The 23647-nt window shown below is 56.4% G+C and carries 22 protein-coding genes and 3 pseudogenes; all 25 read right to left on the bottom strand.

All coding sequences use genetic code 11. The features are described from left to right. Nucleotides 1-813 (bottom strand): anti-sigma factor, encoded by an 813-nt coding sequence (locus tag AC6IY7_RS18960; RefSeq protein ID WP_497782959.1) that lies wholly within the window; start codon nt 811-813, stop codon nt 1-3. Beyond that, complete coding sequence (locus tag AC6IY7_RS18965) at nt 810-1304, bottom strand: sigma-70 family RNA polymerase sigma factor (protein ID WP_497782960.1); 495 nt, start codon at nt 1302-1304, stop codon at nt 810-812. Before AC6IY7_RS18965 ends, AC6IY7_RS18960 begins: the two co-directional genes overlap by 4 nt. Nucleotides 1305-1349: 45 nt before the next feature. After that, the gene (locus AC6IY7_RS18970) at nt 1350-1703 is read right to left on the bottom strand and encodes a cupredoxin domain-containing protein (RefSeq protein ID WP_497782961.1); all 354 of its coding nucleotides are present in this window, start codon (nt 1701-1703) and stop codon (nt 1350-1352) included. Beyond that, nucleotides 1700-2629, bottom strand: coding sequence for a metallophosphoesterase family protein (locus AC6IY7_RS18975; protein WP_497782962.1), 930 nt, complete (start codon nt 2627-2629; stop codon nt 1700-1702). Before AC6IY7_RS18975 ends, AC6IY7_RS18970 begins: the two co-directional genes overlap by 4 nt. Before the next feature lie 171 nt (nt 2630-2800). After that, entirely contained in the window at nt 2801-3058 is a 258-nt protein-coding gene (gene bufA2 / locus AC6IY7_RS18980) for a BufA2 family periplasmic bufferin-type metallophore (protein WP_497782963.1), read from the bottom strand. 240 nt (nt 3059-3298) lie between these two features. Next, a protein-coding gene (locus AC6IY7_RS18985) for an IS630 family transposase (protein WP_497782964.1) occupies nt 3299-4245 on the bottom strand; the annotation gives its coding sequence in 2 pieces (ribosomal slippage) (nt 3299-3906 and nt 3906-4245; 948 coding nt in all). A 250-nt stretch (nt 4246-4495) separates the two neighbouring features. Next, nucleotides 4496-4938 (bottom strand): annotated as a pseudogene (locus tag AC6IY7_RS18990) (DDE-type integrase/transposase/recombinase); the annotation flags it as partial. A 21-nt stretch (nt 4939-4959) separates the two neighbouring features. Continuing rightward, nucleotides 4960-6105 (bottom strand): annotated as a pseudogene (locus AC6IY7_RS18995) (ISAs1 family transposase). Between the two features lie 90 nt (nt 6106-6195). Further along, nucleotides 6196-6465, bottom strand: a pseudogene (locus AC6IY7_RS19000) (IS6 family transposase); the annotation flags it as partial. A gap of 95 nt (nt 6466-6560) precedes the next feature. Further along, nucleotides 6561-7691: a hypothetical protein gene (locus AC6IY7_RS19005; protein WP_497782965.1), complete on the bottom strand. Its 1131-nt coding sequence runs from the start codon at nt 7689-7691 to the stop codon at nt 6561-6563. Nucleotides 7692-7941: 250 nt separating this feature from the next. Further along, complete coding sequence (locus tag AC6IY7_RS19010) at nt 7942-8493, bottom strand: hypothetical protein (RefSeq protein WP_497782966.1); 552 nt, start codon at nt 8491-8493, stop codon at nt 7942-7944. Between the two features lie 17 nt (nt 8494-8510). Further along, a complete protein-coding gene (locus AC6IY7_RS19015; protein ID WP_497782967.1) occupies nt 8511-8978 on the bottom strand; it encodes a hypothetical protein in 468 nt (155 codons plus the stop codon). Nucleotides 8979-9101: 123 nt separating this feature from the next. Beyond that, complete coding sequence (locus AC6IY7_RS19020; RefSeq protein WP_497782988.1) at nt 9102-10583, bottom strand: O-antigen ligase family protein; 1482 nt, start codon at nt 10581-10583, stop codon at nt 9102-9104. A 71-nt stretch (nt 10584-10654) separates the two neighbouring features. Beyond that, nucleotides 10655-11098 (bottom strand): hypothetical protein, encoded by a 444-nt coding sequence (locus AC6IY7_RS19025; protein ID WP_497782968.1) that lies wholly within the window; start codon nt 11096-11098, stop codon nt 10655-10657. A gap of 343 nt (nt 11099-11441) precedes the next feature. Next, complete coding sequence (locus tag AC6IY7_RS19030; protein ID WP_497782969.1) at nt 11442-12569, bottom strand: glycosyltransferase family 4 protein; 1128 nt, start codon at nt 12567-12569, stop codon at nt 11442-11444. 193 nt (nt 12570-12762) lie between these two features. Beyond that, the gene (locus tag AC6IY7_RS19035; protein ID WP_497782970.1) at nt 12763-13764 is read right to left on the bottom strand and encodes a glycosyltransferase; all 1002 of its coding nucleotides are present in this window, start codon (nt 13762-13764) and stop codon (nt 12763-12765) included. 184 nt (nt 13765-13948) lie between these two features. Next, nucleotides 13949-15103 (bottom strand): EpsG family protein, encoded by a 1155-nt coding sequence (locus AC6IY7_RS19040; RefSeq protein ID WP_497782971.1) that lies wholly within the window; start codon nt 15101-15103, stop codon nt 13949-13951. Nucleotides 15104-15105: 2 nt separating this feature from the next. Next, entirely contained in the window at nt 15106-17061 is a 1956-nt protein-coding gene (asnB, locus tag AC6IY7_RS19045) for an asparagine synthase (glutamine-hydrolyzing) (protein ID WP_497782972.1), read from the bottom strand. Then, nucleotides 17062-18093 carry a glycosyltransferase family 4 protein gene (locus AC6IY7_RS19050; RefSeq protein ID WP_497782973.1) on the bottom strand — a complete coding sequence of 344 codons (1032 nt, stop codon included), beginning with the start codon at nt 18091-18093 and terminating at the stop codon, nt 17062-17064. It lies immediately after the preceding gene. Between the two features lie 91 nt (nt 18094-18184). Beyond that, the gene (locus AC6IY7_RS19055) at nt 18185-19276 is read right to left on the bottom strand and encodes a glycosyltransferase (protein WP_497782974.1); all 1092 of its coding nucleotides are present in this window, start codon (nt 19274-19276) and stop codon (nt 18185-18187) included. Nucleotides 19277-19285: 9 nt separating this feature from the next. Beyond that, on the bottom strand, nt 19286-20362 hold the full coding sequence (locus tag AC6IY7_RS19060; protein WP_497782975.1) for a glycosyltransferase: 1077 nt from the start codon (nt 20360-20362) through the stop codon (nt 19286-19288). 21 nt (nt 20363-20383) lie between these two features. Continuing rightward, complete coding sequence (locus AC6IY7_RS19065) at nt 20384-21445, bottom strand: glycosyltransferase (RefSeq protein WP_497782989.1); 1062 nt, start codon at nt 21443-21445, stop codon at nt 20384-20386. 1 nt (nt 21446) lies between these two features. Then, complete coding sequence (locus AC6IY7_RS19070; RefSeq protein ID WP_497782976.1) at nt 21447-22211, bottom strand: DUF2334 domain-containing protein; 765 nt, start codon at nt 22209-22211, stop codon at nt 21447-21449. Continuing rightward, entirely contained in the window at nt 22208-22831 is a 624-nt protein-coding gene (locus AC6IY7_RS19075) for a class I SAM-dependent methyltransferase (protein ID WP_497782977.1), read from the bottom strand. Before AC6IY7_RS19075 ends, AC6IY7_RS19070 begins: the two co-directional genes overlap by 4 nt. Nucleotides 22832-22871: 40 nt before the next feature. Beyond that, complete coding sequence (locus AC6IY7_RS19080; RefSeq protein WP_497782978.1) at nt 22872-23501, bottom strand: FkbM family methyltransferase; 630 nt, start codon at nt 23499-23501, stop codon at nt 22872-22874. Nucleotides 23502-23647: the final 146 nt, after the last annotated feature.

The following is a 23647-nucleotide window of genomic DNA, read 5'->3' on the forward strand; positions in this document are numbered from 1 at the left end:
TCACCCGCCGTCCTCTCGAGCAGGTTGGCTCTCTATTTTCGCGGCCGCCTGCCGAAAGGCTGCGACAAAAGCCTCGAGCTCCGCCGGCGGAAGATCCGATGTCGCCACATAGGCGCGATGCTTCTGCTTCCAGACGACGACCGGATAGCCCTCCACGATGCGCAGTGACGGCGTCTCCGGATAATTCGTCGATTCGGCCCGCAACTCGGCGACGGAGACGAGATGCTCGCGCCGCTTGTAGACGAGCGTCGGGACAGGCGTGGCCCCAATGATATCGATCCTCGCGCCGGCGAGGGGAAATCCCTCGGCGGCGAGATCGACGACTGTGACGGCGAGCGGCAGCTTGCCCGCCAGCCACGGCTTCACCGTGTGTCGGTCGCTCGACGCGACATCCACCGGCTGCCCCGATATTTGGCTACGCATATGACCCGCGACGACATAGGGCGTGAAGCGATCCGGGGCGGTGACCTCCTGGGCGAGACGCTGCAGCCCGACGGTCATGACGATCGTCGCAGCGATCGACGCAGCGTAGACGCGCCAGGACGACGGAACGGCCGGCCGATGTCGAGCCGCGGCCTCTTCTGGTGAACCTATTTGAGCGAGCAGGCGCGCCCTCAGCGCAGCCGGCGCCGCCTCGCGCGGGGCGTGACGGCGCAACGTCCGTCGCAACGCCTCGAGCCGAACCCGATCACCGCTAGCGCCCGCATCGCCAGAAAGAAGGCGCTCGGCCTCGAGCGCGCCCGCCGCATCCAACTCCTGGTCGAAGTCGGCTTGTAGAAAAAGCGCGCGATCTTGCTTCTCGTCCCCGCTCATTGCGACTCTCTCCCCAATCGATCGATCAGCAGCGCGCGCGCCCGCGCGAGCCTCGACATGACGGTGCCGATCGGCGCTCCCGTGGCGCCGGCGATCTCACGGTAGGACAAGCCGTTGATTTCACGCATGACGAGAGCCTCGCGGAAAGGGATCGGCAATGAGGCGATCGCCGCTTCGACGCTGCGTCGATCCGCTGCCTCGATCAATACCGCCTCCGGAGACGTCTCTTCGGATCGGGGCAAGGCGCCGTCATGGGTTTCGGCATCTTCGGCCCCGCCAGCGAGAACGAGGTCGCGAGGCCGATTCTTCGCGAGCCAGGTGAAAGCGACATTGCGCGTGATCGTCAGCAGCCAGGCGCGTGGATGCTCCACCGCTGCGCCCTCCAGAGCGGAGAGCGCACGCAGGCAGGCGTCCTGCACGACATCCTCGGCGTCCGTCGCGTCGCCGGTCAGCCACCGCGCCAACGAATAGGCGTCGTCGAGATGAGGCATGATCGTTTCGGCGAAGCGATGTCGCGCATGATCGCTCGTCACGAGCTATCCTTTTCGAGGGCTCACGATGACTTTGCCCGTCATCTGCGGGTGAAGACCACAAAAATAGGTGATTTCGCCCGGCTTGTCGAAGACGATCGCGAAGCTCTCGCCGGTATCGAGCGCCTTCGAACGGAACGCGCCATTCCGATCGACGACATTGTGGGGCGTGTCGTCGCGATTGACGAAAATGATCCGTGCGCCGGCCTCGACACGAATTTCCGAAGGCGCAAAGGCGAAGTCGGCGATATCGATCATTTGTCCATCGTCGGCGTTAGAAGGCAGCGCCGCGAGAACCCAGAAGAGTCCGACACACGAGGCTAAGACGAGCGCGCGTTTCGACATTTCAGCCATCCTCATCGGGAAAGAGTCGTATCAACGATCGCGAGCTTGTTCGCACCGCCCCGGATATTCACGCTGGTCAGCCCCAGGAAGGAGCGCAACTGTTCCACGGGAACGACTTTGGGACCCGGCGCCTTGGCCGTCCCCGGCTCGGGCTGCGGAAAGGCCGTCGAGCGCGCCGTATGGAAGACGAGATTGCCTTCGACCTTCTGAGCGACCTGATGAATGTGCCCGTTGAGTATGGTCACGGAACCGAAGCGGGCCAGCAATTGAAGCGCTTGCGCGCTGTCCTGCGTGCCCCATCCCCATTCGCTCGCGATCGTCCACAGCGGCATATGAGCGAATATGACAATCGGCGTCGACGCGCTTCTCGCGGCGAGGTCCGCCGCGAGCCAAGCGAGCTGATCCGCGCCGAGACGGCCGAGCCCAGCGCCTTCGAGGCGCAGAACATTGACGAGGCCGATAAAATGCGCCCCGCCCGCATCGAAGGAATACCAGCCGTCGCCGCGCGTTCCTTTCCCGTAGCGCGCGAGATAGGCTTCTCCCGTCTTTTCATCGAGGACGTCGTGCTCGCCCGGCACGCGATGCACGGCCAAACGTGAGGCGCCGATGAGCTGATCGGCGTCGTCGAATTCCTTCTGCTTCGAAAGATGTGTGATGTCGCCGGTATGAAGCAGAAAGGCCGGACGTTCCGGGAGGCTCGAAATTTTCACGAGTGTCTCGTTCAACGTCCCAGCGACATCATTGTTGGCCGCCTTGTCGAATCCGATATGCGTGTCGGAAATCTGCACGAAGGAAAAACCCTTCGTCGTCTCCGCTTGCGCAGCGCCGACCAATTGCGAAGCCGGCACGCCGCCCATGAACGTCCACAGCACGCCCGTGCCTCCCCACGCCATGCATTGGAGCGCGCGACGGCGATCCGGGGAATGAAGATCATTTGTCATTTCAATCTCCCTCGTATCCGGCCGAACCGCCGGACATTGAGGAGACTCCTCCCGCTTCCGATTTATTCCCTGCACGAAGATTTTTATCGATCCGCCGGTTCGCTCGGTTGAGTATGCGCGGCTGAGGCGAATGGGCGATCGTCTCGCCCATCCTTTTGCTACGAAGCCGATTCAGCCGAGCGTGCCGCCCATCGCTTCGCACGCCGATTTGGACTTGGCCGGCAGCCAGCCATGGCCCTTGCAGGAATTCTGCGCCTTGCAGCTGTTGTTCGCCGTCTTGCATTCCGAGTGGCCGCGGCAGGAGTTCACGCCGAAGCACTGCACGGTCTTATGCGCCTTTTTCGCCGAAGCCGGCGACGCCGCTCCAGCGAGGACGAGCGCGACGGCCGCGGCGGCGAGCGAGCCGCCGGAAACGATGCTCATTTTCATCTCGATCTCCCGAATGAGAGCCAGCCCTGTAGAGGACCGCGACAAACCAGGAAATGGCTTGCCGACTCGATCGTTCGGAAACTTGCGATGCAAGGCGTTTCCCAATCGGATCGCCGCTTCATGAAAGCCGTATCCGATGAGCAGCTGGAAAGTCGCACGGCCGACGACATCGATATCCTCTGCCGCGGCCCCGGCGACAGCCGAATACTCCTTGGTTACGCCCTCTAGAGCGGATTCGCCTTAAACCGGCTCATATCCTGCGGCGGCGAAGAAATTTGCGCATTCGGTGGAAGAGAACTCCTTCAGCAATGCGCCGATCTTGTTCCATAGGGCGTCGACGGTCCGCTCGGCGGCTTTGCGGAGCAGCGCTTTGAGCTTGGAGAAGGCCTTCTCGATCGGATTGAAGTCCGGGCTGTAGGGCGGAAGATAGAGCAGCGTCGCGCCGACCGCTTCGATGGCCTTGCGCGCGCCTGCGCCCTTGTGGCTCCCCAGATTGTCCATCACGACAATGTCGCCCGGCGAGAGCGTCGGAACGAGGACCTGATCGACATAGGCCTGGAACCATTGGCCGTTGATCGGCCCGTCGAGAACCATCGGCGCCGTCATTCCGGTCAGGCGCAGGCCGGCGACGAATGTCGTCGTCTTCCAATGCCCATGCGGAACGCCGGCGCGCAGTCGTTCGCCTTTCGGCGCGCGCTCGTTCTTGCGCGCCATATTGGTCGTGGTCCAGGTCTCGTCGATGAAGACGAGCTTTTCGGGATCGAGATCGAGCTGGCTGTCGAACCAGGCTTCGCGCCGCTCTTTCACGTCCTCGCGGTCCTGCTCGCTCGCATGGGCGGTCTTTTTTTGTAGGTCAGACCGCAGCGGTCGAGAAAGCCCCACAGCGTCGCTCGGCTGGCCTTTATCCCGCGTTCGGCGAGCAGGCGCTCCAACAGCTCGCTGATGGTCAGGTCCGGCGTCGCCTCGATCAGCGCCAGCAGGAAATCTCGGTGCGCATCGAGCTTGCAGCGTTTCGGCTGTCCCTGCTTGCGCGCGCCGCGCTCACCGGTCTGACGCGCGCGGCGAACCCAGACGATCGCTGTCGCATCGCCGACCCCGAAACGCGTCGCCGCCTGACGCGCCGAAAGGCCCTTCAACGCGGCGTCGATCACCCGGTCACGCAAATCCTGGCTGTAGGCGCGAGCCATCTTCCTCCTCCGTCATGCGAATGACGTAAGGAATCAGGCTCTCGCCGATTCCGGAATCCTCTCTTGAATCGGAAAATGACGAACCCGCTCTAGGGTCTGTTGGGATTCACCGTGAGCTTATCACGGCGGCGGCGAGATAGATCAAGCGATCCACAACATCGCCTCCACGAAATGTCGGTTGTCCCTCCCGCTGCGGTTGCGGTGCTTTTTTTCCGATCGCCGCGCGATGGGGTCCGACATTTCGTTGGGATCAGGCAGCGAGCACCGCACCCCAGATTTCGGGCGCAGTTGTCCCAACGGCTCCAAATTTGCTCAGTGCAAATTGACCCTTCCTGATGCGATGCATGAGTTCGACGCCGGCGACGGTGATCGCCGCATGTCGGAATCGCTCGAACCCGAGCATAGGTCCCAAACGAAGCTAAATAGATCGATGATCCTGTTCAATGAGATTATTCAGGTATTTCGAAGATCGAATTCGAGTCCGTGCGCCGCCTCGATGCTGTGCGAGACGTTCGCGCGCCGCATGATGGACGCCTGATATCCGTCGAGCGTAATTTTGCACGGTAATCGTCCATGGTTTGCGAAGGCACGCCGGAAAAACGCTTTTGCGGCGGCGACATCTCGCTCGGCGCGCAGCAAAAAGTCCACCGTCTTTCCCGCCTTGTCGACGGCGCGATAGAGATAGACCCAGCGGCAGGGGAATCGGGCGAAGGATCATGCGGCGACGAGGCTTGCGAGGAAGTCGTCGTCCCAGGCGGCGGTCATGCGCTTGAGGCGCTGGGAGTCTTTGCCCGGGGCCTTGCGGATGAGATTATTGGCCATGTGCTTGAGCGTGGTGAAGTTGGCTGGAGCGTTTTCGGTTCGCACACGGCATTCGTCGTCGCGGAAGACCATGTCCATGACCCAATGCAGGCAGTTCTCGATCGCCCAATGGTCGCGGATCATCGGGCCGACCAGATCGGCGGCGAGCGTCAGCGAGGTGATGTAGAATCGCGTTTCCTTCGTGCTCTCGCCATTGATCTCGCGCTGGCTCTCGACCATGACGACGCCCTCGAGCCTCGGCCAGTCGTGTCGCTCTTTCAGCCAATCGATTAGATGGAACGCCGTATAACGCCGCGTTTCGATGCGGCCGTGCCCGCCGTCGAGCGTCTCGTGGCGGCTGACCGTGGCGTCCTCGAATCCATTGGCTTTCTGCTCGGCGGCGAACAGCTTCACATCTTCGTGGAGCGTTCCCTGATTGCCTTTGAGCGCGATGATGTAATCGGCCTTCTTGTCCTTGATCTTCTTGGCGATGGCGCGTTGGCAGCCCATGGCGTCGATGGTCACGACGGCGCCTTCGATGGCCATCATGTCCAAGAGCGCGGGAATGGCGACGATCTCGTTGGATTTTTCCGCGACGGCGATCTACCCCATGACGAGTCGCTGCCGGGCGGCGAAGGCCGAGACCATGTGGATCGGCTCCTTCGCGCCCTTCTTCTGATAGGAACGGCGCGAGGTTTTGCCGTCGATGGCGATGACCTCGGCTGGCGTCTTGGTCAAAGCCGAGACCCAGGCGACGAAGCAGCGCTGGAACGCCTGCGCGTCGAGCGTGGCGAAAATGTCGCCGAGATGGTCGTGCGCCGGCGTGCCGTTTTCGAAGGGCCGGAAGCGACGCAACAGGTCGAGCTTCTTCTCGCCGAACCGCGCGATATCGGTGAACGCCTCCGCCCCGCCCAGTACGACGAGCAGGCACAAGAGCAAGATCTCGTCGAGCGGATAGACGACCTTCCCGGCCTGCCGGCGATCCGGCATATCTTTGAAATAGACCAGAAAAGCCGTCGTCTCGGCCAGAGCCTCGAAGTCGCGTCCGTTCACGTCCATCGCAATCCCCCAAAGATCCAATCAGAGGATTCCGAGAGATTCAGTTCAGACGCGTCTTGTCACCTCCTTCTTCACCCGATCGCCCTGGAGCCAGCGGCCCTTGATCTTGACGTAAGTCTCGTCGACGCACCACGATCCGCCGACTCGGCGCGCGAAGCGGTTCCACCGCTTTTCGAACTCGGGAACGTAGCGCTGAACCCAGCGCATGATGGTCGTGTGGGATAAAGACAAGCCGCGTTCGTCTATCATTTCCACGAGATTTCGGAAGCTGACCTTGTATCGCAGATACCAGCGCACGCAGAAAACGATGATCTCACGGTCGAAATGGCGGCCTTTGAAAAGATCATTTGCACTCAGCATCGCCCATTACCCCAGCGTCCGGTTCCGCCCTCACACGGATTATGTCCCGCTCACGCCGTTTGCACCAGCCCCCCGCCGAGGCTGCCTCTGTCACGTCACTGCGCGCCGTCGGCGGACCGTCCCTGATCCATCAGCATTCCGGCGAGCGACTCCAAGGCGCCCTGTAACGATTGGCGTTCGTAGACGTTCGGCGTCGACAAGCGTCGCGGCGCGGCCTCTTCCGTTCGGGTAGCGACGGCTTGTCCGGGCTCGACCTCGGCCGTTGCGGCTTTCTTTTCCGAATGAGTGGACGCAATCGGCGCGGATGAATTCGGAGTTGCCGGGCGCGACCGGAACAATGCGCTCTTTCTGGATTGCTCCACGGCGTTCGACGTTTTGACACGGCGACTCACGTCCGTTTCGGACGGCTGAATAATTCCTACCGCAGCCGTAGAGGCATCAGTTTGCGGACGCGTCGAAGGATTTATCGCTCCCCTGACCTGCGGGGCTTGATTGCCCGCGACGAAAAAGCCGGTCTGCCATATAGTTTGGCTCGGGGTCGTCGCAGATACGCCTTCGCCAGATTCCAACGATTGCGGGGAAACCAAAGGGGCGAAAATTGTGCTAGCCGACGCTTTTTCAGACGATTGACCGCTGGCCGACGGTCTGCCGCCCTCTGCCGCCGGCTCCGAAGTCTCGCCGCTCGGTGACTTATCCGCTCGATCCGCCTCGACTGTCGTTTCAGCGGGCCTTGTTCTAGCCACGAGGATGGCCTCCGCGCGGCCTGCGCCCGCGGGGCTGTCGACGGCGCCGCCATATGACGCAAGCTTGGCGCCGAGGCCGATCGCTGCGGCCAAGATCGCGGCCGTGACGTAGGTCGATACGCGCAGCTTGTCGGACTCGGAGGCGGCGTCCGCGCGCGAATCGACGCCGCTCTTACTCGGTTTTGGTCGCCCGGCCGCGACGCTTTCCTTACGGACGGGTCGCGATCTCGCTCGGCCGGCGCCTCGGCCGTCGTTAGAATGACTTTCGTCGCCACGACCTATCCCAGGCTTGGTCCGATCGCCACTGAAAGGCGCTTTCGTGGATCGGCGTCCCTGTGGTTCGGAAATCAGCTTGCGAAGCCCTTCCTTGTCGCGCGCGAGCTGGATGGAATCGTCGTCAGCGCCGCGTACCTGCCGCCGGTTCGGACGACTACCGACGACAGCTTCGAATTCGACGGCGAGACGCAATTCATCTTCTGACACGCGCTCTAGCTCCTGGCTTATGGTAACATTGCAGTGAGGACGAAGAGCCCATAGCAAATGCGTCTGAGTATATTCTCGTAATGATCAAATACATCGCCTGCGACTTCAAAAAAAACGCCGCAGATCCATCGACAACACAAGATGGACGACCGAAACTGGCAATCAATATCCTCTAAGTTAGCGACATATTTGTGGAGACGGCTCGGCGTCTTTCCCTAAGCGGAAACCCCGCGGGCCGGTGGCGCTACGCTCATCGACAGGCGCGCTCGCCCAAACCGATCAGTTCAGCCCCGGTGAGCGTATGCTCCGGATTCAAAGCTACGTCGTTGAGCATATGCCGCCGAAGCACCTCCTCACGCACGCGCGGGGGATAGGTATCGAGCAACAGCTCATTGGCGATCGGCGAGATGGTAGAACCGTCGACGGCGGCGTGGAACCAGAGGATAGCATCCGGTTTCACGCATCGGTTTCTCGCCGCCAATTTGACCGTGCAAGCCGAAGCGCAAGTGCCTTCGATGACGACGAGCGACCCGGATTCGTTCGCTGACGCTACGGCGTTCACATAGCCCGGTAGGTCTCCGCCGAAATCCAAGGGATGCGGCCCGAAGAATTTGGCCCAATCGGTGACATCATTGTGCGACGATGCGCAAGTTCTAGCCTCGAAACCGAGAAGGCAGCCCGCAACGATCATCCCGCCCAATGCCGCCCCTGGGATCCGCATTCTCGATCGCGCTAGCGAAGCTCGGGAATCCACCGGAAAATCGATTCCTCGGAAAAGCGGTATCTTGTCATCATACGCCATTTCGTCTCGTCCTCGACTCAGATCCGACTCGGGATATCTAAGACGACCGGATCGGAACAATAATCCTGGCCTTGAACATGAACACAGGCCACATACCAATGCAGGCGCCCTGGGATGATGTCGACGTCGAACAATCGGCCCGAACGACCATCCGATTGGATGAATTTCGATCTTCCAGTAGGAATACGATAGATTCTGACGTCATCGGACGTCGGCTCCCATTCCAATGCAACGCCCATACGCCAGTTGCGCCAATCGACGCGCCCCCGAAAATCGCTCGGTGCAAAGGCCGTTGTCGATGGATCGTCGAGCAGGTGAGTATCGTCCTTGCTCGCCCGGCGCACGACGTCCTCAGGCATTTTTGTTTCGAACGACGAATAGGCGGCGATGCAGACCAATGCGATCAAGGAGGCTACGATCAGCGCGGCTTTCCCACGGATAATAGGAGGCTGCACGAAGAATCTCGTCAGCAGATCGGCTCTCATTATCGCAAACCTCTTTTGAAGCGGGCGGTTGATAGGTGCAAAGTCTCTTCATGGTAATTACGCAATGCACGCCCAGGAGAATGAAACCGTGGCTGAAGACGCATTACGCATCATCTGCGTCCGCTATCCTGAGACCGCTGCCTTTTTCGTCGCCGAAAGACCGAGAGATTCGCGAACCGTCCATCGCATCGAGCGCGTGACGATGCGGCGCTCGTGAGCAGCGCGCCGATCGCCGACATTGCGACAGCCGATCAAATTGCCGCATGCTAACGCGAATACGCAGGCCAGCGCCGTCGTACGTAACGGATAATCTACCAGGGAATGAAGCGCTAGCAGCGCGATGACGATCGAGGATGCACGCGCCAACCTTCGATCGAAGTCGCAAACACCCTCCCCTGCATCGCGCCAGACGCGCATGCTCGCGGCGATAAACCATAGGAAAAATGCGGTGACGACCACCACACTCATCACTCCGCCTTCCAACCATAATTCCAAAAAATCATTATGAGCGCGGTTTATGAGTTCGGGCGCTATCTGCTGGGGCGCTTCGAACATCTGATAGATCGAAGGAAATGTCCCGAATCCGGCGCCGAACGGTGTGAAAGCGCTCGCCGCCCGCCATGTCGTCCGATAAATTTCTATGCGCAGTTCGTGCGCCGCGACCCTGTCAATGATCCGAATAATTTGATCGTTCCAAACGACCGTCGCCAGCACCGCGAAGACGACCACAGCCAGCGACAACCCACCGAGAAAATGGGAAAGCCGATCGAAACGAGCCCAGTCCGGCCAGTTCGATCGATCGACCTCGCGCAACGCCATCCCCGCAAGCCCCAGCCCCGCCAAGATCGAAAGCAATAAACCGGCGCGCGATACGGCCGAAACGATCGCGCCGATGAGCATGACGTAAAGCAAGGCGCAGGCCATGGGTGCGACCGATATGATCTCGTCCTTTTTTCGAACCGATCCGAGCGCCCACGCGCCGAGGAGCGCCATCGCACAATATAGCGAGGCGCTGTAGTGATTTCGGTTGGCGAAGAAGCCAACAGCCGAGCTCGCATTGGTCATCGAATAAAATCGCAACGCGGAATTCGGCCCGCCGGCGACCTGTGCAATCCCCAGAACCATGCTCGCGATAGCGACGACTAACACGACGAAACTCATCGCGCGACGTGTTCGCGGCCCCGACAGCGCCGCCGCCGAGAACACCGCGATCGGAGGAATGAGCGAGAGACAGCTCCGTAATGTCGTCTCGGGCTCAAGACTGAGCGCGAGCCAGGGCGGGTTAAGACCGGCCTGTATGAATCCCTCATAGATTTGCGATCGGCCAGGAAGGGCAGACCAGACCCGAGGCGATAGAGGAAATAATTGCGCCAATGGCGCCGCGACCGCAAGGACGACGAGCGACAGCGGACCCGACAACGACGCTGGCGAACGAGTGCGCGCCGCCCGAAACGCTACGACGAGAATCAGTGTCAAACTGATCAGTTGGACAATAGCGTCCGACCAATGGCGCTGCGTAGTCGCTCCGCCCAGCGCGAGCGCGATGGCGAAGACGGACACGACCCACCAGTCGCCGCCCGATTTGGGTAACGCGCTGCTCGTCATCGAATGCACGGATCAGAACCCTCGAGCATCGAAAGAAAAAAGTGAGCACTCGAAGTGGCCGCGCCGAGCTCTCACGGGCTGATCAGCGGGATTGTCGTGCCACCACCGTGATTCGTGGCCGCCAAGACGCCAGCGACGCCGCCGCCGACGGCCAGAATCAAGCCTGGAACAACAAAGTCAGATAGATTCGGCTCGACGGATTGGGCCTTTGCTCCGTCGATCCGCTTGGAGCACTGTTCGAGGGAGGTGGAAATTACGGCGATGGAGCGAGGGCCGAATTCACGAGATCCTTTGCACTTACCCCGCAAATAGGACAATTTGACGGATCCGTCGCCGACAGCGAGACGATCGCCCTCCGAAAGCTGCGTTCCGGGGCTCGCGGGAATGACGCCATCGGTCGTTTGGACAGACACTTGGCCGGCCGATTCGTTCACGACAGCGATAGGCGCCGCGACGGCCACGTCGACGCTCAACAAGAGCGCTGCGACAGAAAACATTTTCGGCAAAATTGTCATCTGAATCTCTCCTTTTCGAAGGCAGTCGCGCGATTGGGTAATTCAAAAGCGTCTAGTTGGTAACGCAGCAGGATGATCGAGACAAGCTTAGCCGAAAAATTCGACAGTGGAATCGGTTCTCTCGCGTAGGTATTCCAACGTGGCGTAGCTACTGCGGGAGCCGACCGACACTCGCGCCCACGGCGCGTGTTCCGCGCCGACGACGATTTGCGCAAAATCATCAGACGAACCATCCCTGCTCTGATGCGGGCCCGTCGCTTTCGCGGCATGCGTTTTACACTACCATTCTCGGGGATGACCACTCCGCTGCGAAGGTCAGTCTCGCCGCCGCTCGTTACGCCATCTAATCGATCAACTCCCTATACACAGCCGAGGTTTGCGCGATCACGATGCGCTCATCGAACTCGGCGAGCGCTTTTTCCCGCGCTGCGGAGCCCAGCCGCCGCGCGAGCAGTGGATCATCCTGCAGTAGGGCAATGGCTCGAGCCAAGGCTCTGGCGTCACGCGCAGGCACGAGTAGACCATTCACTCGATGCGTCACGACTTCGCGACAACCCGGCACGTCCGTAGTAATCAGGGGCTTGCCGCAGGCTGCGGCTTCGATGAGGGATTTCGGCAAGCCCTCACGGTAGCTCGGAAGCACGACGACATCGACGCTCGCGAGCAGCCTCGGCATATCCGTCACATGACCCAGCCATTGCACCAGACCTTCCGCCTGCCAGACTCGTATCGTATCTTCCGGCACCGCTGCCGGATTGTCGTGATCGGGAGCGCCGGCGAGCAAGAACTGCATCGGTCGTTCTTCGGCCGCGAGCAGGCTCGCGGCTTCGACATATTCGGCGAGGCCCTTGTCCCATAGCAACCGAGCGACGAGCGCCACTCGAAAAGGATGTTTTTCGGCGGCGCCGTGTTCACGAGCAGCCACGAATCGAGAGCAGTCCACTCCGGATCCCGGAATTAATCGAATCTGCTCTCGCGGCACTATGCCAGTCTTCTCGAAAAAGCGCACATCATCGGGGTTCTGGAGAATCAACCTTGCCCGCTTGCCGCCGAGCGCCGCGCGCATCAGCGCGCGCACCGCCGGCCGCAGCAGCCGCGCCTTGAGCGAATTGTTGGTAAATACATATCCCATCCCCGCGACGGCATTGACGCGGCCCGCACCCGAAAGGCGTCCGGCCAACGCCCCATAAATCGCGCATTTTATCGTGAATCCATGCACCACATCCGGTCGTTCACAAAGCATCAACCGCCAGAGCCAGCCGAGCAACGCCAATTCGCGGAATGGGTTCAGGCTGCTCCGCTCCATCGGCGCAGCGATCCAACGCAAGTCCAAGGCCCTCAGCTTTTCGCCATAAGGGCCGGGCGGCGAGATGAGCACCACTTCGTGACCCGCATCACGCAAGTTCGCTGCGAGCGATCGCCGAAAATTATAGAGATACCAATCGGTATTGGCGAAGAGGACGATTTTCAAACCGGATATTCCGATGGGTCGCGTCGAGAATGGGACAATCCGATAAGGGAACTGGTTTTCCGAAATGCGCCCGCCGGACGGCGCCGTTCCGCGCGAGCTGCGATACAGCGCCGCCGCGTCGTGAAGAGGCGCGATCAGGCCCTGCCTTCAGCTCGGCGATTCTAGAGAGACATTTTTTCAGGCTATAGCTAATTTATAGGCGGCGCCGCAAAGAGCGAGCGGCAAAAAATGCCTTAGGAAACCACCGCACTGCGAACATATTTACATATTGTATCTTGGCCACGCCCTCGTTTTCGTATTTAAGTAGTTGCATACACAGCATAAATAGCGAAATAAAAATACTATTAGATTCCACCATTCGAAGCCGCCTTTTCGTCGACTCGATTTTTTTTCGTGTCAAAATTAAAAACTGGGGCGGCGGCATGCAAATAATATGATAGTCATCAAATAGTTGCTCTAGGTAATTACGTCTTGATAACGCCTGATCTACATATCTTTTAATATAAAATGCCTTATTTGGCAACTCACCTTTGCTGAGCCCTCCATCACGATATCTAACTAAAATGTCTGGTATAAAAACTATCGGCCCAAGCAGCAACGCTCTGCTACGCAGAATACTATCTTCTGACCACATAGGTTTATTAAGTGGTGCTAATTTTTCATACAAACGCTTATCTACTGCTAGAGTACTTCCAATAACAGGAATATCAAAGTGATCAAAATCAAAATTTCTCGGCGAAAATTGAATTGATACGCTACTGAACGATTCTGACTTTATAATTGGCGCAACGTCATCTCCTGAAATTGTCATTTCCATACAATTTGATGATAACAAGTATGGTCTAGGCTCTATCGATTCCCAAACAGATACAATCTCACTTACACGATTTGGAAGCGATATATCATCTCCGGCACAATGGATGACAAGCCTCCCATTTGCCTTCCTACTTATAAAGTCCCAATGCATTGCTATTCCCAAATTTTTTGAATTTCTATTAATATAGATATTATGGATACCGCGATATGCTGATACAATGCTTTCGATAACATTAACTGTATTGTCAGTTGAACAGTCATCGCTAACTATAATCTCAAGTGGATGATACGTTTGATTAAATGCCGATTCGATTGCCTCTGCTACACAATGCTGTTGATTATATGCACAAATAATAAATGATATTAGTTGTCTATGCATAATTGGCCTCCAAATAACTGTAACAACAAATCGAAAGCACGACGATGCAGGGTGTGACTACACTGCTTACGACTCGCTTTTCCAAAAATCGAATTCGAGTGGTCTATCGTATGCTTCCCGCGTGGCCCGGGCGGAGTGCGACGAATGCCTGAACAACTACCGACGTTATCAACGTCAATAACATTCAAAATGTGTCATCGAAAGGATAAAATCTATATGGCAACCAATATAAGGCATTATTTGCATAATTTAGCCAAACTGTTTCGACAACCCCATAATAGATCACTACGCATGCGGTGAGAAACGATGGGTCTCTGCTTTGCGGCAAGTAAGTCACCCTGGGTTCTGAGAGGGCAGCCGGCGATATCACGTCCTTATAGTTCGCGCCGTGTGCCCCAAAGACCAAAGGCAGCCGCGAGAACACCAGCGGCTGCAGCGGCAGCATATAGAGCGCCACCCTGTCGAGCGCCGTCGAAGCCGTGGACCAGACGACGAAAAGGCCAAGCAAAGCAAGCGAAATGATCGCAAACCACCGCCAGAGCGCCTCCTCCGATTTGGCAAAAGCAAATCGGGAGCGCCATCTCAATAATATGATTGCCGGCGCCGCATTCATGAGCAAGCGCAGCCCCGCTCCTTCCGACTGGACGCTGCCGCCGACGTAGTTGGAAATGAATGCATCTGTGTCTTGCGCCAGAAGCATATAATATAACGCACAGCCCGTCAGGCCGACCCATGCCATGGTCCAGTACCGATTGTTTGAATCCGCAAGAAATGCGAGCGGTAGAAGTATGAGTGCTGTTTTATGAAACAATGACGCCATTATAATAAATGCAACAAACCAAAACGTTGACTTATTACACAGTCTTACAAGGCCTATCATTTCCAAACCCAAGGCAATGCTTTGACGGCTGTATCCCATTGCCACGACTATAACTAAATAGGGAACCGCAACTGCTAATGCTAACCATGGTAATGGCTGGTTCTGGCAAAACGCCACAAGACCAAATGCAAGTATTGCGCCACCTATTAGGTTTACGCCAAATATACCCCAGTCCATTTCCGCACTTATCCAATTGAGCAGATGGTACGCGGGGTCGCCTTTCATTATTACTTCGTCGAAACTCAAGCCGGTGACATCGACCAGATGACGAAAATAGGCCGCCCAATCCCCTCCCACATGAAAGCGGAAGCCTATCAGCAAGACCGCGGACAACCAAACCAGCGCCCAAGCGAAATTCGACTCCGCTGGCCGGAAGCCGGCCGCTGCGACGCCGGCAGACCGACATGTCGCCAGAGCGGCGAACGACGGTAGTAAGAACATCACGTAATAGGGCCACATCGTCAGGAGTTCTCCTCTAGCCAAGCCTGAAACATCAACACGGTCCAAAGCCGGACCGTCCAATCATGACTGCGGCTCAGATGCTGTTTCCACGTCTCGCGGATCGGTTTCGGATTGAGATATCCGGCTTGTTCCAAACGGGAGTCTTCTATGAGGCACTCCGCCCAATCGCGTAATGGGCCGCGAAGCCATTCACCCAGTGGAATGGCGAAGCCCGCCTTTGGGCGTTCGATCAGTTGCGGTGGCACATATTTGTATAAAATCTGGCGGAGCGCCCATTTGCCATGGCCATTCCGAATCTTCATATGCAATGGAATGCGCCAGGAGAGTTCCGCAACCCGATGATCCAAGAACGGCGCGCGGGTTTCGAGACCCACTCCCATGGCGGCGCGATCGAGCTTGGTCAAAATGTCATCGGGCAAAAAGGTCAGGCTATCCCATAGCATCATGCGGTGCTCGTGCTCGGAGACGCCCGCCACCAAGTCCGGCTCGTCCAATCGAGTCGGGAGAACGTTGGCGTGCCGCGCCAGATGACGCCAGTCCGGCCAATCGGTCACGAGACAGCGATAGAACTCGTCGAGACGATCGAATTTCTGCAATCGATTGGCCAGCTTTTGTGCCTTCTCGTCGAGACGCGTCACCCCGTTCACACCGGAATACGCAGAGCCCAGAGCGTTCCAGAACCAACGCGGCGTCCTTCGAATGCCGAAAGCCAGCAGCCATCGCAGCGACGGCGGCAAAGGACCGAACCATGCCGAGAGACCCGGGGCCCAAAGATAGCGGTTGTAACCGCCGAACAGTTCGTCCCCGCCATCTCCCGTCAGGGCGACGGTGACATGTCGTCTCGCGGCCTTGCATATGAGATAGGTCGGTATTTGCGAACTGTCTGCGAACGGCTCGTCATACAATTGCGGAAGCAGCGGAATTACGGCCCGCGTGTCCGCCGCCGTCACACGCAATGCGTGGTGATCCGTGCCCAGTCTCCGCGCCACAGCCGAAGCATGCTGGGATTCGTCGAAGCCGGCCTCGTCGAAACCGACGGTAAAGGTCTGCACCGGGCGCGTCGACCGCGCCTGCATCAGCGCCGCAATCGTCGAGGAATCGACCCCGCCCGAGAGGAACGCGCCTAGAGGAACATCGGCGGCCGTCTGCTGAGCCACCGCGTCACTCAGGGTGTTTTCCAACTCGATCTGCGCCTCGGCCTCGCTTTGGATCGGATTCGCCAAGCCTCGACGCATGCTGTCCACGAGGCGCCAATAAGTCTCGATCCGCACCTTTCGATTTGTCAGGTCGTCCGCGTCGAAAGTCAGCAGGCTGCCGGGAGTCAACTTGAACATATCTTCGTAGATGCAATAGGGCGCGGGCACTGCGCAATACTGCAGGAACAGCGCCAGCGCGTCGCGGTTCACCGCATTTGCGAAGCCGGGATAAGCTCGGATGGCCTTGAGTTCAGATCCGAACACGAGCGCGCTATCGACCCCGCGTCCGGCCCAACCATAGTAGAGCGGCTTCTCGCCAAATCGATCACGCCCCAACGTCAGCCGTCTTTCGACGCGATCCCAAAACGCAAAGGCGAACATCCCGACCGCTTGCAGCAGCGTGGCCGCGACACCCCATTCGACAAAACCCGCCAGCAGCGTTTCGGTGTCGGAACGCCCACGCCAGCCCGCAGCAGCGCCGCCGCCTCGCAATTCCGTGCGCAGGGCCGCGTGATTATAGATCTCTCCATTGAAAGCGAGAATGTAGCGTCCACAGTCGGAGATCATCGGCTGGCGACCCGCGGCGGACAGATCGATGATTGACAGCCGGCGAAACCCGAGGGCGATACCGGCGCCGGCGTCTACCCAGGCGCCTCCGTCATCCGGACCGCGATGACTGATGCGTTTCGCCATCGCCAATATCGGCGTTTCGAGATCGGCCGAACTTCGCTCTCTTATGAAACCAACCAGACCACACATTCAATGAAGCCCTTTTTCTCGGAGGGTCTCCTCGCCGAGAAGCGATCGACACGCATCCAATACGCATTCGCGGTAGAGTGGCCGGTCGATCCAGGTGGCGATCGCATTGGACCGCAGTGTCTGATATCGTTCGTTCGATTCCAGAAGCAGCCGAACATCTTCGACAGCTTGCCGATCGGACACGACGATTACGCCGTTGCGAGCCTTTCGACAGTAGGAGCCGATCTCCCCGACGGCTGTCACGACAGGAACCAAGCCCAATTGCATGGCTTCGACGACAGACATCGCCATGCCCTCATATTCGCTCGTTTGAAGATAAAATGAGGCGTCTCCGGCGAAACCGACGATCTGCTCCTGCGTTGCCGGTCCCGAAAAGACGACAGCGTCATCCATTCTCAGCGAGCTGGTCAAAGCCTTCAGCCGCTCCAGAGAGCCACCATCCGGACCGATAATGCGAAACCGCGCGATGGGGAACATCTCTCGAATCGATGCAAAAATACGCAGCGCCCGCTCCAGGTTTTTCGGGAATCCGATACGCCCCCAAAATATGAAAGATGGCTGAACTGCGCGGCCGACGGGCGCATCGAAGCGCCGGGTCACGAATGAAATCACGCGACTGTTCTCAGACGGAAGGGAAGGCGCTCGCATCGTCATCGTCGCTGCGCTGTCGGCCCAAACCTCATCCGCGAGACTGATGGCCAAACGTGTGCAAAATCGGTCGAACCAGTGCGCGTCCTTCGAGCTATGGAGAAATACGACAAGCTTGATATCTGGCCTCGATATTTTTGTGACACACCCGACCAGATACGATCTCCACAAAGAGACGATCAGCAAATCGACGTCGCTTGCGGCATATTTGCGGGACGCGTCTATTATGGCGCCGAACTCCAATGCGCCAGGCTTCCCGCTGTTCGAAAAAATATATTCGACCCGGAACTCGCTCGAATCACGCTTCACATGCATCATCGATCGCGCGGCGGTCTCGACGCCCCCGATTCCGTCATAGGGCACCAGATGAACAATTTTTCGCATTGATCGACTCTTCGACGCCTATTGCGGATGCTTTATCGGCATTCGTGACACCGACAGACTTTCGTCTTTTCTGCGGGTGATCGAAATCAGATCAAAATCCCAGCAGCCTACGGTGCGCCTCGACGACCTGCTCTTCCGTGAACGGAAACACCGCCTTCGCCAATTTCTCGTGATCTGGGGGAGCGTCCAGCGCTCTCAAAATCGCCTCCGCCATAGCCGGCGGCGATCGAACCGGAACCAATTCGCCGAATTGTCCATCCCTCAGAACTTCTCGGGGTCCGGTCGGGCAATTCGCGGCAACGACAGGGCAACCGCAAGCCATTGCCTCGACCAGCACATTGGGCAGACCTTCTACAATGGACGAAAGCACGAACAACTGCGCCTTCCCGAAAAATTTATACGGATTGGATTGAAATCCGGCCAATTGAACCTTGTCGTCCAAGTTCAACTTTCCGATCAGATCCGTCAATTCTGATCGCAGCGGACCATCCCCCAAAATAAGCAATCTTGCATCGCGCCGATCATTGACGAGCCTCATCGCGCATATCAAATCGGAGAAATTTTTTTCTGGGGCCAATCGGCCAGCCGAAACAACTGTAGGAATATTCGAGTTCGAAAACCAAGGATGGCTCACCTCCTCGGTCTTCTTTTGATATAGATCGGAGTCAACAACGACATTGTAAACGGGTCGGTGATTGACCTTTTTGAATATCGTTCGATACTGATCCACCATATCCTCTGATACGCATGTCAAGGCATCCGCGCGCGCCCAAAGTATAGGGTTGATCAATTTTAAAATCCAACCTTTTGAGAAAATTTTATTTGAATAGGTATCATACGGCGTCACCCGGGACGACACGCTCAACTTTGCTTTCGAGCGTGAAATCAAAACACTCATAGATACGATCGCATTCAAATGATCCTCTGCTGAAAATATGATATCAGGACGCTTTGACTTTATCAAAACTATAATATGCGGAATAAGTCTAAAGGTGCGGGGCTGATCGATATTAATGATCGAAAACTCACAACATTCCGGCAATTTCTCCGCTCGTTGGGCGAAGCCAATGACAAAGTGGACATCATGTCCCCGCCGCGCCAACGCCTTAGCGAGTCGGATTTGAGCGAGAGGCACGCCAGATCGAGTGAGTCTCGCGATAAAAAACATAATCACTTTTTTCACGTCTTTTGCCTACGCCTGATGCAGAATGCGTTCGAAACGTTGCTTTGCGGCATGAAACGAGTATTTTTCTTCGTAAATAGATCGAAGCTCTAGATCGAATGAATTATTTACAATATCCCCTACGTTCGAGATCGCGGCAATGAAGTCGTCAGCAGAAATGCAAACCCTTCCGGCAACGCTCGAAACGTCGTCATAACCAGAAAATGCTTCAGATGTTCCGATAATCTTCTTTCCGAACATCATTGCCTCTGCAACTTTTGTTTTCATGCCAGAGCCGTCGAATATCGGGGCGATGATGACGTGCGCCCTCAGATACCAATCGGACAGGCTTTCTACACCGCCGACCACTGCGATTTTTCCGTCCAGCGCCAATTCATCCTTCAGCGCTTCGAATCCTCTACCCACGATATAGGTTTTCATATCGACGTGGGGAGCGACATTCCTGACGAACCAATCTACGCCATATCTGTTCGCATAAAATGCGCCGCCGACAAATAAAGCAAATATTTCCGTTCGATCGTCCGTCGTCTTTTCATGGGTGGCTGGAAGCTTGTCCCTCACCGCCATCGGCGAAATATCGGTAGCCGCGCGTCCGTAGAGGAGACGAAGCAGCCTATTGTCGCGCTCGCTCAAGCATATGATTTGATCGCTATATCGTACGGCCTTTCTTTCGGCGAGAAAATTGATGATCAACACCGCCAACGCCTTCACGGACCTGCTTTGTCTCAAGGATCCGAGAAAGAATTTGGCCTCGACATTGTGAAAAAAAGTACAAAGTTTGATATACGGATACATTTTTTTGACGATTTTTACCATATGGCCTAGATTTGATCCGTCAATGAATATTGTATCGATTCGTTTCTTTTGGATCTCTTTTAGAGCGCTTGTAATACTATCGGCATCTATTCCGTCAATATGTCCTTTAAAGGCCTCGATGACCGCCGATAATCCACGGATAGGCCGGCGCGTCAATTCGAATACGATGAGCCGTTCCCCGTAGATCTCATAAAGAATGTCATGATTCAATTTACACAGCAATTGTCTCCCGCCAGATGGCCCCTGATCGAGCCGATTGGTCAGCAGCATGATGTTGGTCGCCATTGAATGTCAGCGCATAGCATTGAGAAACTGTTGTGCCGCTAGGCGGGGCAGGAACCGCATTGCTCCATATTTTTGAGTTTCGCTGGGCCGTCTGTTTTGGAGTTCTGCCTCGATACCCCTCGCGAGCGCGTATTTATCATTCCTCGGCACGATCCTTCCGTACCTTCCACCGACGAGGATATCCTCGACGCCTGCTCCACAATCAGTGCTTATGACGGGCAAGCCGCAATACATGGCTTCGATCATGACGCTCGGCAGTCCTTCACGATCCGAGGACACCACTAGAAGATCCGAATGCAGCATAATTTGGTAGGGATCAGGGTGGTACCCCAAGAACTCGACGCGACCTGAGAGTCCCATGTCGGAGCAGAGCTTTTCGAGGTCAGGCCGGAGCACGCCGTCGCCGATTATAACCAGTTTGACAGGACGATCGATCGCGACGAGAGCAAACGCCTCGATCAGTAATTGATGATTCTTGTTTTTGTCGATTCGCCCGACGCTTATAACCTGCATGTTGCCGCAAAAATCCGATTTTTCGAACTTCTGCGGCTCGGGTGGTCTGATTGGATTAAAAATGACGATCAGGGTGCGTCGCAGGCCGATGGTCAATCGATCAACGTCGCTGAAAACGCCAGTAGAGACAGCGACTATCTTGTCCGCAATTCGGTATAATAGGCTCGCAGAAATTATAAATAGCAATTTGTTGCTATTTATATTTCTACTCAGTAGCGAATGCTCCCATAATACAAGTTTCAAGCCCGGAAAAGCGATCTTGGCTAGGCAAGAGCAAATATTCAATTTCCAGAAACTCGAAATAAGCGCATTCGGACGATTTTTCCATAGATAACTGACTAGTTTTCCGGGCAGCTTGTAGGTTCGGTTGCATCCCAGATCGAAGACGCGGAATTCGGCTTCGGCCTCGGCCAAGAACTCCCCTTCTTTAATCATCAAGAGAATATCGACCTTGCAGCCATCTTCCTGAAGCGCCCTGGCCAAATTGAGGGACACTCGTTCTGCTCCTCCAAACTTGAGACAGGGCAGCAATATCGCAATTTTCTTGCGGGTCATTTCAGCCACGGAGCCATGCCCTCGCCTTTAGCATCATATCATTGGCCAACCGACGCTTCCAAAAATAATGATAGTAGACTCGATCGGTCAGCGACTTCGGACGCCCCGTCAGATCGACGTCGGTCAGAGATATTATTCTAGGCAGGAATAGTGTCTCGATTATTTTTCCAAGTCGCGAGATGCTCTGCTCCGTCATGGAATTCGGATGAAGGCAGACAGTCCATAAGCCCGCGCCTTTTTCTTTGAACTCCCACAACTGCTGTGGGATCCAGAAAAAGTCTTTTTCGAAATAGGCATCGCAGGCAATGCCGTCGCTGATGATGCGGATCGGCGTTTCGTCATGGATGGCTCGTAGCGTCACCCAATCGAAGCAATGCGCCGGTGCGATCCACACTGTCGGCCTTACTTCCTCCGAAACGAAATGCGTCCACGACTGTCTGATCTTCTCTGCCTGCCGGTGATAGGGAAGTCCGCCGAATTCGCTGCGTTCATAAAATGGTAGAACGAGTTTGTCCTTGGTCGCGTGCATGACGTGGGTATTGCCGTGCATGGCGATCGTCCATCCCTTCTGGCGCCATGCCCTCACTCTGTCCCAGAACATCGGTTCGAACGTATCCGCAAAAAGGTCGGGGTCCCGGTTGTCGGGCACGACGGCGACGATGGGCTTGACGCCCGAGCCATCCAACAGATCTTCGACCATCTGCCATTTTCGCCGGTCCATCGTGTGACAGGCGTCGTCCAGACGGATGAGGTATCGGGCGGTCATGCGTGAACCTCGAAGAGATGAAAGCTGCGTCCCTCCTCGGGTGGGCGAGTTACCGACAAGCGTCGCGCTCTTTGTTCGAGAAAACCAAAGTCATGTTTGAATCGATAGCCTGCAGGTCCGTCCGGATCCAGCGCGTCGAGCAACAAATGTTTCGTTCGCGATAGCAGCGGATCGAGTTGCGCTTCCAGCGTGGCTGGGCTGAGATCGTGAATCCAATTGACCAAAATCAAAACATCGATGCGTGGCAAGTCCAAGCTCGAGAGTTGGCCATGCTGGAAGGCGATAGCGTCTCCGTGCAGGAAGCGTGCGGCCCGAACGACGCCTTCGTCAAGATCAAAGCCATAGCGCTGCGGCGCTTGTACGAGCCGCAGGATCTCTCCCAGTCCGCATCCGACCTCGACAACGATACGAGGCTTTAATTCGTTTACCACTTGCGCGACCGTGTGACGATACGTTCTGGCGGAGGTAGGCGATTCGGCATGCCAGGGATGGAATTTGTAGATGCGGGCGAGGATCCCGAGGAAGAGCCGATCGCGGGCAATGCGCGCCGACCGAAACAGCCCGATTCGACGCCTCGTCTCGAATTTCTCATGTAAGCGACCGAGGATTGTTCGCGTCATGATTCGTTCTTTCCGAAGAAGGTCATCGAGATTTGGTCATTCAAGCGGCTATATTATTTTCGATGCTTATTACGTATTGGTCATAATGAATGAAATCGCGATCCCTGGCCGCCATGCATTTCATGAAATTCTTCGAAAGATTCCGCTTTGGGACCATCCAGTCATGCAGTTCGACAATCAATATCGGAAATTCGTCGACCCATTCGGTGTTCTTTGAAAACAGGTCAGATTCAAAACCCTCTATATCGATCTTGATGATAAAAGGACGTATTTTGGCATCGCGAAGCCTGTTAAGAATCGAATTTACGGATAGCAGCGCTAGATCACCGTCAATATCGGGCTCCACACGAAACGCATTGCTCGCTCCCATATCGATCAGACGGCCATTCATGCTTTCGCTCGCTATGCCGGCCAGCTCGATTTCGACCGATCCGCACGGGTTGTTGCGTCTCGCTAAAGCTGCGTTGCGCGCATCGGGCTCGATCCCGATTACTTTTGAATCCGGATATCGTTCCATGAAATATTTAGACGCGAGTCCGATATTAGCTCCGCAGTCGATGATTACCGGCTTCCCGCCATCGAGAAGTATCCGTCGATAGCACGCTTCGATATCGCTGCTGCGGGTCATTTTGGAAAGATCGTAGTCGTTATTGAGGTAAATATGCTCCATCTGAATCCAGTCTACGCAATTGCCAATTTCTATTGTTAAACATTTTCTGGCGTCGCGATCATATAATACCTGCTTCCTGAAAAATGGCGGAGTTAACATAATATATTTGTTTCTATAACATACATATCTAATATTATATATTATCC

The sequence above is a fragment of the Methylosinus sp. is20ea genome (genome assembly GCF_059718135.1).